Annotated in this window: 10 protein-coding genes and 2 pseudogenes; 3 read left to right on the plus strand and 9 right to left on the minus strand. The window is 35.8% G+C overall.

Going from position 1 to position 14,003, the window contains the following annotated elements; all coding sequences use genetic code 11:
* Together ACWHVF_RS01395 and ACWHVF_RS01400 are read right to left on the minus strand one after the other, a co-directional pair.
* Nucleotides 1–444: a hypothetical protein gene (locus ACWHVF_RS01395; RefSeq protein ID WP_447933093.1), complete on the minus strand. Its 444-nt coding sequence runs from the start codon at nt 442–444 to the stop codon at nt 1–3.
* A gap of 120 nt (nt 445–564) precedes the next feature.
* A pseudogene (locus ACWHVF_RS01400) lies at nt 565–765 on the minus strand (ankyrin repeat domain-containing protein); the annotation flags it as partial.
* A gap of 245 nt (nt 766–1,010) precedes the next feature.
* On the opposite strand from ACWHVF_RS01400, the gene gltX reads away from it, so the two are divergent.
* Entirely contained in the window at nt 1,011–2,462 is a 1,452-nt protein-coding gene (gene gltX, locus ACWHVF_RS01405) for a glutamate--tRNA ligase (RefSeq protein WP_447933094.1), read from the plus strand.
* 861 nt (nt 2,463–3,323) lie between these two features.
* Here gltX and purH read toward each other — a convergent pair.
* Entirely contained in the window at nt 3,324–4,844 is a 1,521-nt protein-coding gene (purH, locus tag ACWHVF_RS01410) for a bifunctional phosphoribosylaminoimidazolecarboxamide formyltransferase/IMP cyclohydrolase (RefSeq protein WP_064125371.1), read from the minus strand.
* A gap of 133 nt (nt 4,845–4,977) precedes the next feature.
* Between purH and ACWHVF_RS01415 the strand changes: the two are divergent.
* Nucleotides 4,978–5,133 (plus strand): annotated as a pseudogene (locus tag ACWHVF_RS01415) (WPE palindromic element domain-containing protein); the annotation flags it as partial.
* An 87-nt stretch (nt 5,134–5,220) separates the two neighbouring features.
* Here the strand turns inward: ACWHVF_RS01415 and fmt are convergent.
* The 4 genes from fmt to ACWHVF_RS01435 form a co-directional block, all read right to left on the minus strand.
* Nucleotides 5,221–6,120: a methionyl-tRNA formyltransferase gene (fmt, locus tag ACWHVF_RS01420; protein WP_064125370.1), complete on the minus strand. Its 900-nt coding sequence runs from the start codon at nt 6,118–6,120 to the stop codon at nt 5,221–5,223.
* A gap of 12 nt (nt 6,121–6,132) precedes the next feature.
* Nucleotides 6,133–6,498, minus strand: coding sequence for a 50S ribosomal protein L20 (gene rplT / locus ACWHVF_RS01425; protein ID WP_064125369.1), 366 nt, complete (start codon nt 6,496–6,498; stop codon nt 6,133–6,135).
* Nucleotides 6,499–6,518: 20 nt separating this feature from the next.
* Nucleotides 6,519–6,725 (minus strand): 50S ribosomal protein L35, encoded by a 207-nt coding sequence (gene rpmI, locus ACWHVF_RS01430; RefSeq protein ID WP_064125368.1) that lies wholly within the window; start codon nt 6,723–6,725, stop codon nt 6,519–6,521.
* A gap of 99 nt (nt 6,726–6,824) precedes the next feature.
* Nucleotides 6,825–7,268, minus strand: a complete 444-nt coding sequence (locus tag ACWHVF_RS01435; RefSeq protein WP_064125367.1) for a PAS domain-containing protein — start codon at nt 7,266–7,268, stop codon at nt 6,825–6,827.
* A 305-nt stretch (nt 7,269–7,573) separates the two neighbouring features.
* Between ACWHVF_RS01435 and alaS the strand changes: the two genes are divergently transcribed.
* Nucleotides 7,574–10,183, plus strand: coding sequence for an alanine--tRNA ligase (gene alaS / locus ACWHVF_RS01440; protein ID WP_064125366.1), 2,610 nt, complete (start codon nt 7,574–7,576; stop codon nt 10,181–10,183).
* An 873-nt stretch (nt 10,184–11,056) separates the two neighbouring features.
* Here alaS and ACWHVF_RS01445 read toward each other — a convergent pair.
* Nucleotides 11,057–12,841 (minus strand): ribonucleoside-diphosphate reductase subunit alpha, encoded by a 1,785-nt coding sequence (locus tag ACWHVF_RS01445; RefSeq protein WP_447933095.1) that lies wholly within the window; start codon nt 12,839–12,841, stop codon nt 11,057–11,059.
* A gap of 58 nt (nt 12,842–12,899) precedes the next feature.
* Nucleotides 12,900–13,976, minus strand: coding sequence for a methyltransferase domain-containing protein (locus ACWHVF_RS01450; RefSeq protein ID WP_064125557.1), 1,077 nt, complete (start codon nt 13,974–13,976; stop codon nt 12,900–12,902).
* Nucleotides 13,977–14,003 lie beyond the last annotated feature (27 nt).

Raw genomic sequence — 14,003 nt, forward strand, 5'->3', positions numbered from 1 at the left:
TCATAAAACAGAACCCCCTATTTCCTTGTTGCTGAAAAGGCTATCAGTACTAACAACCTCCATTGGAGTGCTTACGTCATGTAAATCGTGTATCTCACCAAATACTTTAGCTGACAGATACGCAGCCCCACCAGAAATTATTCCAGCCATCGAAGCCAATGCAAGAGACTGAGAAACTAAAAATAAAAAGTATAAAGAAAGGCACAAAGCAGCAATACACGCTATAGCTCCTACTATATATAAGCACAGGCGAAACTTCTGATTACATATGAAGCTGTCTTTTATACCTGCAGTTTCTTTTATCTTCTTTCTAACTGTTTTACTAACCCAATCAAGAGGAGTTCTTTTAGATTTATCTAGCGCACATCTATTGCACAATGCCTCTTTAACATAGCTTTTGAAATCTTCTAATTTTTCTTTTGTTACTTTTTCCGAAGAATCCAAATGCTCAAATATTCCTTTTACTACACTTGGTAAGATCCCCGTCTTCGCTGCTAGATGAAGTGGATTTTCATGATCTTCATTGTACTCTAAAAGATAAACATCACTCTCAATACTTTTTTTATAGACAAATAAAAAAGCATCAATGCTTCTTGCCTTCGCAGCTATATGAAGATAATTGCTTCCTTGTACCGAGGTATATTCAATATCTAAGTCTTTACCTAAGTGTTCTAATAATAATTTAATGATATTAGAATCAAGTCCTGGCTGTTCTAAAGCAATATGAAGAGGAGTTCTTCCATCTTCGTCTTTTAAGTTAACTATTGAGGGTTTCGTGCCTGGGACTCAGAGCGGCTTCCACTTCCTTATAATTGCCTCCTTTAATTGCACTGACCAGATTTTTAAAATTTTCACACATAATATACACCTACTACTTAACTAATAATAAATTATACAGCATAATTTGTGAAAAACAAGTATAATTTTATCTCTTAGAATAAATAAATTCTACATTGTTACAAACGTGGATTTTGGGTATCATAGCCTATACTTTACTGTAACAGACAAATATGCCAGGTATAGTCACGAGATTTGCTCCATCACCAACAGGATTTTTGCACATTGGAGGAGCTCGTACTGCGTTATTTAATTGGCTCTATGCGAAACGTCATGGCGGAAAATTTTTGCTAAGGATTGAGGACACCGATAGAAAACGTTCAACACAGGAAGCAATTGATGCAATTATAGAAGGGCTAAAATGGCTCGGTGTGAGCTATGATGGAGAAATAGTATATCAGTCAAAAAGAATAGAGCGGCATAAAGAAGTAGCAAACCTTTTAGTTGAAAAGGGTAGGGCGTATCACTGTTACTGCCCTGAAGATGAAGTTGCAGAAAAGAAGGCAAAAGCAAGAGAAGAGGGCAAGATATACAAGCATAAATGTACTACAAAACCTCCTTCTTGTCATCCCAGTGCTCTTTCTTGTCATCCCAGTGCTCGACACTGGGATCCAGAAAAAAATATGTGGTCACGCGCTGGAATGACATCGGGTGTGAGGTCAGTTATCCGTTTCAAAGTGCCAGACTCGCAAGAGATCGTTGTTGATGATAAAATATATGGCCAAATCAAAGTAAGTAGCGAGCAGCTTGATGATATAGTGATCTTACGCTCTGATAACACTCCAACATATATTTTTGCCGTAGTGGTTGACGATCATGATGCTGGAATAACTGATGTAGTACGTGGCTCTGACCATCTTACTAATACTTTTAAGCAATTGCTAATATACCAGGCTCTTGATTTTGACATTCCACGCTTTGCGCATGTGCCGCTTATCCATGGAGAAGATGGAAATAAGCTGTCTAAAAGGCATGGTGCCACAAGCGTTTGCGATTATGAAAAGATGGGAATATTGCCGAAAGCGATGCGTAATTACTTGCTGAGACTTGGCTGGAGTCACGGTAACGATGAGATTATTAGCGATGAACAAGCAATAGAGTGGTTTAATTTAGAAAGTATTGGTCGTTCACCTGCACGGCTCGATTTCAAAAAACTGGAGCATTTGAATAACCACTATATTAGTAATATGAGCAATGAAGATATTCTGACTCTAATGCTTAGAGAAAATACTCTAACTGACAAAAAAAAAGACTATTTACTGCAGGGACTGACAGAACTGAAAAAAAGAGCAAACTACCTGACCGAATTGTTGGATTTAGCAAAATTTTATATTCAAGATCCGCCACTTGATTTAAGTGAAGAGGCTGAGCAAATCGTTAAATCTAACCTCGATATAATCAAGTTACTTGCGTCATTTCTCTCGAATATCGGTGATGAAAATTGGAATAAGGGTTTTTTATCTTCTCAGATCAAGGAATGTGCAAAATCACATGATATGAAAATAAGCGGTGTATATCACTCATTACGCGCCCCTATAACTGGAGTAATGGATGCACCTGGAATCATCGATATCATGGTGATTCTTGGTAAGGACGAGTGTATAAGAAGGTTACAAGCAATTTAAATGAAATAAGAAAATTCCTTGACAAACTCCACCAGCCCCCTTATCATGAAAGTGAAGCTATTTATTTACCTTCGCAATCTCTGCAGTGGATTAATGACAAAAAAACTTAATGTATTTGGCGTAAATCATGCTTAATTTTTTGCACTATGTGCACCTCATGTCTTTATAAAACTTCTAGGTTTCTACCTATATAAGCTGAAACGCGCTTATAAAGCGTTTAAGACATCACCCAACGTCAAATTTTAAAATAGAGAGTGTAATAACTAGCTACCACGGGTTTTCTTTGCCTTTTTTTCCGCTCAGTAAATTTCTTAACGTTTATAATTTAGGTTAGTTGCATTTAAAAGCGGCTGAATCGTAGCGTTTAGAATAAAAAACGCCAATATTTTGAAGTACATATAAATAACTAGTCACCAACGGGGCTTCTTTTGCCTTTTTTTCGTTTGGTAAATTTCTTAATGTTTATAGCTAACATGAACAAACATTTGAGAGTAACTTCTGCTAGTAGGGTGTCATCCGAGTAGCTGACACTGGGATCCAGCTTTCTTTATAAATTCACCAAAAGTGCTTCATTCTATAACGCAAAACCCATACTCACCAAACCCAATGCATTACTTGCAACTAAGTTTCCTGGATCCAAGTAGTCAGGGCACTGGGATGACAAAAAAGGGGCTACTCGGATGACACCATTCTTTTTCCTGGATCCAAGTAGTCAGCTACTTGGATGACATCATAGGGGCACTGGGATGACAGGGGAAGGAGGCTACTTGAATGACATCCTCCCTTGTGGACTCAAATCACAATGTCCGTACAGTTATGGTGGTATGATATGGAAAAATCTCTAGCCATAAGACACAAAGCCTAATGGAAAAAACTGCGAACGCCAGTGAAAAACATAGCAATTTTATTTTCATTTGCAGCTTTTATCACATCTTGATCTTTCAGCGAGCCGCCGGGCTGAATTATAGCTGTAATCCCATGTTTTGTGCTTTCTACTATGCTATCTGGGAATGGGAAAAATGCATCTGAAGCAAGCACCGCACCTTTGCACTCTTCACCTGCTTTTTTCACTGCAATGTTCACACTATCTATTCTGCTTGTTTGCCCTGCACCGATGCCAATAGCACAACCATCTTTTGCTATAACTATTGCGTTGGATTTCACATGTTTACATATTTTCCAGGCAAAAATAAGATCTTCCTTTTCTTTTTCTGTTGTAGTACATTCTGTTACTCGGCTCATTTCTTCTGCTTTTATTGTATGGTTATTATTTTCTTGCACCAAAAACCCACCAACAACATTTTTAATTTGGTATTTCACATTTTGTTGAAAAGATTTATGAATAATCACTCTTAAATTTTTCTTTCTTTGTAAAATTTTTAGTGCCTCATTGTTTACCGATGGTGCTATCACAACTTCTAAAAATATCTCGTTTAATTTTTCTGCTAGCTTTAAATCTATCTCCCGATTTAAGGCAACTATACCACCAAAACTGCTTATTTCATCACACGATAGAGCCTTTTCATATGCCTCCAAAGCATTATCACCAACAGCAGCGCCACACGGGTTATTGTGCTTTATTATCACTGCTGCAGGTTCTTCAAATTCAGAAATTATGTTAAGTGCAGATTCTATATCTACTATATTATTATAACTCAGCTCTTTTCCATGTATTTTTTCCAACGGATATTTGGTAAATTGATTGCTATAAAATGCAGCTTTTTGATGGGGATTTTCACCATACCTGAGTTCTTGTGCTTTATGTCCATATAGTGCAAAAAACTCTGGCAACTCATTATTTTTACTCTGGGATAAAAACCAACTGTGAATATTAGAATCGTAGTGTGCAGTAAGAGCAAATGCTTTGGTTGCTAAATATTTTCTGTATTCCAATGTTGTTTCATTGTTATTTTTTATCATCTCAGCTTTTAGTGCTTCGTAGTCTTGAATGCTAGAAATAACTGAAGTAAAACGAAAGTTTTTTGCTGCAGCTCTAATTAACGCCACTCCGCCGATATCAATTTGTTCTATAATTTGCTCTTCATTTGAGCCGCTATTTACTGTCTCCCAAAATGGGTATAGGTTAGTTATAAGCAGGTCTATTGGCTCAACACCTAGATTTTGCATTTCCGTTTTGTGCTTTTCTCTATTGCAAAGTATTCCTCCATGAATTTTAGGGTGTAAAGTTTTCACTCTACCACCTAGTATCTCTGGAAATTGTGTGTAATCTGAGACCTCTTGTGTTTTTATTCCGGCATCAGATAGTGCTTTATAAGTATTTCCCGTTGAGAGAATTTCTGTTTGTTGCTGCATTAAAAACGATGCAAGATCAGTTATATTCGTTTTATCATATACCGATATTAAAGCTCTTTTTATTTTCATTTTTATATGGAAAGTTTTTTAAGATTATATCTAAGAAAAAGGAATTTGTCTATATATAGCTACTACGTCATACCGCTGCGGTATCCACAACTGTACGAACATTGTGATACAAGAGACCAAGAAAGATGTCATCCCAGTGCCCAGACACTGGGATCCAGAAAACTTCACTTTAAATGAGCACACCAGGTGGCTGTACAATAGAAACTGGATTCCAGTGTCAAGCACTGGAATGACACCATCTACTACTCAAATTACCTGCAAATTGCAATGTTCGTACACCAAAACGCGGTATCTTGTTGTAGGTTCTGCTAACAAGCAGCGGAATACCAAATTGTAGAAGTTGCTTTAGCCCTCCTAACCTTCCCTTCAAAGCAGTTTATTCTATAAATTTTTTTACCATACTTGATTTTAAGCCACGAATAAAATCTTCAATACTGCAAGGATTTCTCCCTTCCATTTGTACAACTTTAGGAATTAAAATGCCACCTTTTAAACTCATGTGCATGTTATCATTAATGATCTTACCTTGTTCTGAAGCGAGAGCTTCAAAGTCAGCATCAAGTATCCTGATACGTTTATTCTCTATCTTGATGAACGCTTTTGGGTAAAACGCTTTAACCTTTCTATAAGCAACCTCACAAGCATCACTTGCATAAATTTTATAATCTTCCACTTTGTCAGCGTAAAATGCATCATTATCGTTCTGTTTTAAGGGAACCTGTTTTTCAATTTCGTTTAGCACTTTCAGCAGTAAATCACTGCCTAGCTTAGATAATTTATCATGCAATGTCTTGTAATTATCGTTCTTTTCGATAAGAAATTTTTCCTGTTTTAAAATAGGGCCGGAATCTAATCCCTCATCCAATTGCATAATGCTAACCCCGGTTTCTTGATCTCCTGCTAAAATTGTGTGCTGTATCGGAGCTGCACCACGCCACCTTGGTAGTAATGAAGGGTGAATATTAATACAACCATATTTGGGAATATTCAAAATTTCTCTTGGAAGTATCAATCCATACGCAGCAACAACTGCAACGTCTGGTTTGAAATTTCTAAATTTTTCTTGCTCTGCCGAAGACTTTAGAGAGATAGGAGTACATACCTCTATGTTACTTTCTTCAGCGATAACATGTACTGGAGATTTCGTTGGCTTCTGTCCACGTCCTGAAGGTTTTGGAGCCTTAGTGTATACTGCTACCACTTCGCTCTTTGATTTCAGTAACAAGCTCAGAGAATTAACAGCAAATCCTGGTGATCCCATGAAAATAATTCTCATGGTGTTTTTGCTTTAAGAATTCTCCGCTAGTTTACCACTTACAGCTTCTACTAATTTGGCAAAATCATCCTTATAATTAACGGCCATCTCAGCAAGAATTTTTCTATTTAAATCAATGCCGGCAAGTGTAAGACCATGCATAAACCTACCATAAGTAAGCCCATGCTCTCTTGCTGCTGCATTAATACGTATTATCCATAAGCTACGGAAATCACGTTTACGGGTTCTTCTGTCTCTGTAAGCATATTGCAGTGCTTTTTCAACTCTTTGTAATGCAATTCTATAACAGCTTTTTGCACGTCCTCTATAACCCTTTGCCAGTTTTAATATTTTTTTATGACGAGCGTGAGTAGTGACTCCACGTTTTACCCGAGCCATTTTATTTTACCTCCATTTTGTTAAATACCATAAGGCATATAAAGCTTAACTATACGCGAGTCAGATTTACCAAGAATCGTTGTACCGCGCTGATTACGAATATTAGATTTACTTCTCTTTACCATTCCATGCCTTTTGCCTGACTGAGTAGAAATGACTTTACCCTTAGCTGTAAGGTGAAAGCGCTTTTTAACAGAAGATTTGGTTTTTAATTTTATTCTCTTCATATTCCAAATAAATTTACAAACACTACTATTGAGTTCTTTAAATAGTAATTAAGCATTAGTATAAATAATTTTATTAAAGAATCAAGTTAAAATTGTATATTAAAGGAGTTTAAAAGTAATTACGCCCAATATGTGTGTTATACCTTCTTTATTCCCAAGTGGCAACAATACTTGCCTCATTTTAACACCTTCACTTTCTTCCTCTTCATTGATTGGGCATTTACTTTCTATTACAGTATCAAGTTTATCAATGACTGCATCTATTTTATATAGTCGCAAAAATGGTGCATCAATTGCATACTTATTATCAATGCGCGTCTTTTTCTCAAAACCATAGAATTCAACAGCCTTTTCTCCTGCATTTTCACAAATATAACCTTGATCCTTGACTTCAATGATAAAACAATGCTGCCATGACTCCATTATTTCTGCAGTGTCTATTTCGTGCCTTTCTGGCCAATCTCTGTCTGGTCCTTTTATGTCACTCCAGTGCTCAGTTACCACATTTGCTATTCTTTTTTCTTTGCCTACATAAATTTCCATTCTAATTTCCACATATAAAACACAGATGTGAGGTAAATTTATCGTGAATATATTGATTTTTTCTTACCACAAGGTGCATGTCACTAGAAGTTCTGAGATCTATAGCTAAAGTGGCTTAGGTTTACCTACAATTTGAAAAACAACAAATTCGTCATTCCGCTAGTCGTTAGCGGAATCTATGCTGAGATACCGTGGCGGTATGACGTAGGGAAACCTTTCTTGAGTTAGCTATAGAGAGTGGTGGTATTGTAATTGATTTTATTTCCATTGCAGCTTATTATTCATGAATAATCTCAATAAAAATAATGAAGTTAAGTGAAATCAGAGAAAGATTTATAAAATTTTTTATAAGTAATGGCCACGAACAGGTTTCTTCTTCTCCTTTGATTCCAGAACATGACCCAACACTTATGTTTACAAATGCTGGTATGGTGCAGTTTAAAAATATTTTTACTGGTGCTCAAAAAACTGAAATGAAACGTGCTGTCTCAAGTCAAAAGTGCCTAAGAGCAGGCGGTAAACACAACGATCTTGAAAATGTTGGCTATACAACTCGGCATCACACATTTTTTGAAATGCTCGGAAATTTTAGCTTTGGTGATTACTTTAAGGAAACTGCGATAGAATTTGCGTGGAAATTTATCACTAAGGAGTTATCTCTTGATAAAAACAGACTATCCATAACCGTCTACCATACTGATGATGAGGCGTACGAGATTTGGCGTAAGATAAGTGGCTTTTCAAGTGATAAAATCATAAGAATTACAACGGACGATAACTTTTGGAGTATGGGAAGCACTGGTCCGTGCGGTCCATGTTCTGAAATTTTTTATGACCATGGGAGTCCTAATTTACAAGAGGGCGATAGAATTGTTGAAATCTGGAATCTGGTATTCATGGAGTTTAACAAAGATGAAGAAGGTAATTTGCACAAATTGCCAAAAAAATGCATCGATACTGGAATGGGTCTTGAGAGAATAGCTACTGTAATGCAAAATGTCCATGATAACTATGATATTGATCTATTTTCTGCTCTGATCAATAAATCTCAAGAGTACTGTGGAAGAACGGAAAATAAAATAGCGCATAAGATCGTAGCAGATCATCTTCGCGCGGCTGCATTTCTCATTGCAGAAGGAGTGCTTCCTGGAAATGAGGGCAGGAATTACGTATTACGCAGATTAATTAGGAGAGCCGCGCGTTATATCCACCTGCTTGGATATAATGATTCTCTACTCCATCGCATTTTTCCTGCGCTGATAGATAGCACGAGTTCGGCTTATATGGGAGATGTTTATCCTGAATTAGTCAGAGCCAAAAGCTTGATAGAAACGACGTTAAAATCAGAGGAAGAAAACTTTAAAGACACTTTGATGAAAGGTATCAATCTTCTGGAGAAATTCACTACAGATTTAAAATCGGGCGATACTTTGCCTGGAGAATCAGCATTTAAGCTATATGACACCTATGGGTTTCCTTTGGATATTACACTTGATGTTTTAAAAGAGAAAAAAATAAATTTTGACCAGAAGGGTTTTGATAATGCAATGGGAGAACAAAAAGAGAGAGCACGTGCTAAATGGGCTGGATCTGGTGAAAAATCTGTTGAGCAAGTATGGTTTGATTTGATCAATAAATTTGGCAAAACAAAATTTGTTGGTTATGAGTTCAATGAAATAAGTGATGCGAAAATACTAGCTATAGTTTCCTCTAAAAATGAAGTAATTGATTCTGCAAAGGAGGGAGAAAAGATAATCATTATACTTGATAAAACACCTTTTTATGGCGAGTCAGGTGGACAGGTGGGGGATACTGGCAGTCTGATCAAACCTGGTAGAAGTATTATTATAGTCGAGAATACCCATAAGGTTAATGACCTATATTTGCACAGATGCATAGTTAAATTCGGCTCAATTTGTAAAGGTGATGTAGTTACAGCAAGCATCGACAAGGAAAGAAGGCAAACCTTAAGAAGAAATCATTCGGCTACGCATCTTCTGCACTTTGCATTGAGGAAAATCTTGGGTGATCATGTCACTCAAAAAGGTTCCCTAGTTGCACCAGATAGACTGAGATTCGACTTCAGCCATAACACTCAAGTGACTCAAGATCAGTTATTCTGGGTAGAGGATATGGTAAACTCTCTAATCAGAGAAAATCTTTCTGCATCTACAAAAATTCAAAGCATGAATCAGGCAATAGACGAAGGAGCCATGGCGTTGTTTGGTGAAAAATATGGTGATCAGGTTAGAGTTGTAAATATTGGAGATTCGAAAGAGCTATGTGGTGGCACGCACGTTGAACATACTGGAGAAATTGGTTTGTTTAAGATAGTAACAGAGAGTTCTGTTGCTTTTGGAGTGAGGAGAATTGAAGCTTTAACTGGTCAGGAAGCAATCAATTATGTACGTGATAATGAAATTAACTTAAAAAAAGTTGCAGAATTCGTAAAAGTGCCAGTAAGTGAAATAACAAGCAGATTAAGTGTTTTAAGTCAAGAATACAAAAAATCCGAAACCAAAATAAGAAACCTATATAAAAAGCTTGTGAGTGCAGAGAATATAAAAAGCACTGAAATAAATGGGATAAATTTTATAAGCCACACTTTCACTGATATTCCAGCAAATGTAATAAGAGAGTTTATTTTGCAGCAACAAAAACCAAAAATGGTAATAGCTTTCACGGCAACAGAAAAAGATAAAACAGTTTTGATTATTAAAGTAAGTAAAGACTTAATCAATAAGATTAGCGCAAAAGAACTAATATCAATAGCAGTTGAAAAGAACTGTGGTGGGAATGCTGAACTTGCACAAACAGGCTGTGATAGCAATAAAATAGATGATGCCATTACAGCTATTTATAGCAAAATAACTGCTTCTAAGCACTCTACGTCATACCGCCGCGGTATCTCTTAGCCGTTAACAAGTAGCAACTGTTCTCCCTCGTCATACCCTTACTATTACCCATAAATAAAAACATAGTATTGTATTTACTCAAATAATTTAATTTTATTAACCTGAAAGCTTATTGGATTAAAATTATTAAACTAAGAGTTATAATTTTAGCAACTAAAAGCTGTAAATTGCACCATATAAACAGTTATTTCAAGCAAAAGTTATGCCATTAAGAGCTATGCAACAAACATTTATATTTGTGGGTAATAGTAAGCGTCATACCGTAACGGTATCTCTAGATCCCGCTAACACGTAGCGGGATGACGGTTGTCGGTAGGCCTAAATTACTTTAGCCATAAATATTTAAGAAATTTACCAAACGAAAAAAAGGCAAAAGAAGCCCTAGTCATTGTCTATTTTCAGTATTGGCGTTTTTTAAGTCTTAAACGCTGCAATTTAGCTGCTTTTAAACGGCAACTAACCTTAGCTTTAATATTTAAGAAATTTACTAGGCAGAAAAAAAAGGCATAGAAAACCCGTGGTAGCTAGTTATTACACTCTCTATTTTAAAATTTGACGTTGGGTGATGTCTTGAACGCTTTATAAGCGCGTTTCAGCTTATGTAGGTAAAAACCTAGAAATTTTATAAAGACATACGGTGCACATAGTGCAAAAAATTAAACAATAGTACGCCAAATACAAGTTTTCTTGTCATTTTAATCTGCTGCAGAGATTGCGAAGTTAAATAAAATAGCTTCACTTTCATGATAAGGAGGCTGGTGGAGTTTGTCAAGTAAGTTTTTGTTTCTATTCTATTTGCCATATTTTGAAAAAACGTTTTATTTTACTCCAAAAACGTCTTAACTTTCTCTCCACTTTTTCTGGGTAAGGTCACTATTGACATGACAAACATTCATCGTAGTCAATATCTGTTTTTTGTTGCAATATTTCACTTTTTTTGAATATGTCATGCGAGACCTTATCGGCTCTCTGCATTGATTGTGATCTGCAGTAATATAAGCTCTTCAATCCTTTTTTCCAAGCAAGCATGTGTATTTTGTGCAAGTAACGTTTATGTACGTTGGCAGGTAAGAACAGATTTACTGATTGAGACTGACAAATATACGAAGTTCTATCGCTTGCATGTTCTATAATCCATCTTTGGTCAAGCTCGTACGCTGTTTTAAATGTCAGTTTTTCATACTCACTAAGAAAATTTAAATGCTGAACGGAACCCTCGTTTGTTGAAATTGAAGACCATATTTTATCATTGTCTTGATTTTTTTCTGCTAATAGTTTTTGCAAGAATTTATTTCGCACTACAAATGAGCCTGTAAGTGTCTTTTGTATGAATACGTTTGCTGCATATGGTTCTATTCCAGGAGAGGTATTACCTGCAATAATGGAGATCGAAGCAGTAGGAGCAATAGCGAGCTTGTGTGTAAACCTTTCCATTAGATCAACTTCTTTGGCATCAGGACATGCTCCCTTTTCTTCTGCTAATTTTTTAGAAACTATATCTGCTTGCTCGCGTAAATACTTAAATATTTTTTTATTCCATTGTTGTGCTGTTACTGATTCAAAAGGAACCATTTTGCTTTGTAAAAATGAATGAAAGCCCATCACACCAAGACCAATACTGCGTTCTCTTATTGCAGAATATTTTGCTCGCTGCATTTCATTCGGTGCTTTATTTATGAAATCTTCCAATACATTATCAAGAAAGCGCATTATATCTTCTATGAAGAGTTTATTGTCTTGCCATTCTTCGTAGTACTCAAGGTTTACGGATGATAGACAACACACAGCAGTGCGTGACTTATTCAGGTGATCATAACCTGTGGTTAAAGTTATTTCACTGCATAGATTTGACATCTTGATGTCTAAGTTGAGCTTTTTGTAAGATTCTGGCTTATTGTTATTTGTTGCATCAAGGAAAATAATGTAAGGTTCTCCAGTTTCAACTCTTGCTGTTAATATTTTGATCCATATATCCCGCGCTTTTACAGTTGAAATAACCTTGTTGTTGTGAGGGCTTATTAAATTCCATTCTTGATCATTCTCAACAGCCTGCATAAATTTATCTGTTACTATTACAGCATGATGTATATTTAACGCTTTACGATTTGGGTCACCGCCTGTTGGCTTACGCAAATCCAGAAACTCTTCTATCTCCGGATGAGATACAGGAAGATAAACTGCTGAACTTCCTCGCCTTAAGGATCCCTGACTAATTGCAAGCGTTAGAGCATTTTGTACCACAATAAATGGTACAATTCCTGATGTTTTACCACTACCTTTTACACTTTCACCAATTGAACGTAAATTTCCCCAATAACTACCTATGCCTCCTCCACGTGCAGCAAGCCAAACATTTTCATTCCATAAGTCAACTATTCCCTGCAAGCTGTCTTCGGTTTCATTAAGAAAGCAAGAGATAGGCAAACCTCTCTTGGTGCCACCATTGCTGAGTATTGGTGTTGAAGGCATGAACCATAAGTTGCTCATGTAGTCATAAAGACGCTGCGCATGTTCTTTGTTATCAGAATAGTAATTAGCAATACGTGCAAAGAGGTCTTGGTAACTTTCATTTTCTATTAAATACCTGTCTGATAGAACTGCTTTTCCAAAACCGGTTAATTTGCTATCCTTTGCGTAATTAATAGTAATGTTATTCATAAAATTCCTTTTATTCTTTTATTATATATAGATACTTAAAAGCCACTTTGAGCGATTTTTAAGTTAGTTTTTTCGGATTTTCTTGTTGATGCTGTAGTGCAAACAAGATACCGTCAACCTGACTGCCATATATTTTACAGTAACTCATATAACTTATCTGCATATTTATTTTTTTTGCAACATGTTGAACATAACTTTCTGAGTGACGAAAATAGTCTCCTTTGTTTACAAAGTCAATACCTTCACCTTCCTTTCTTCTTATTAAACATACAATAACCCCTTTTTTGCTCGTAGATCTTTTTGCTAATTCCAATTCTTCTTGAAAGTCATGTAGATAATGTAGCACTTCAGCAAAGATAATTACATCATACTGCTGGTTTTTCTCTTGTTTAAGAAACTCTTTCATTTCCATATGTATTAATTCATTGTAAACAGGATTACCTTTTATAAAGCATCCTCTTGCGATATTTAGCATTCTACTTGAAATGTCAATTCCTGTTATGTGGCTTCCAGTACTATTTATTTTCAAGAAATGACCACATATTCCAGTCCCACAACCAAGGTCAAGTATATTGAGCTCAGAAGTGGAGTTGTCGAAGATTTTTGTAATTATCATGTGTACAAGTTCATGCCCTCTATACTGTTTAGCAATCAACCAATGCTCAACAAAATATTCACCTGTGTAATCAAAATATTGTCTTATGAGGTTTTTTGGCAATTCTGTAATAGGCGCTGAGTTTGTCATTTTTTTTATATAGTAAGATGCCTCTTCGTGATCACTATCTAATTTTAGTGTCTGTGTTAAATAATTATAAGCTTTGTTAGTATTCCCTACCGCAAAATGACACCTTCCAATGTTATACCAGACTATGGGTAAATGGGGGTAAAATATGCTAATTAACCAAAATCGTAACTTTGCATCTGATATGCTACCTTTATAAAAGTGATATAAACCGATTTCAATGTTGGTATTTAACAGGTTCTTAGATTTTTTAAGAAGCACTGTCATTTCTTTATGAAGAGTATTATATTTATTCACAATGAAGTGTTTTACTTTCTTAATATTTAATACGCCAATGAGCTTAGACATACAATTTAAAGCAACGTTTTTTATAAAAGAGAGATTACTTTTCATACATTAGAAATACTCCGAATGTTCATT

It is taken from the genome of Wolbachia endosymbiont of Dactylopius coccus (genome assembly GCF_977011065.1).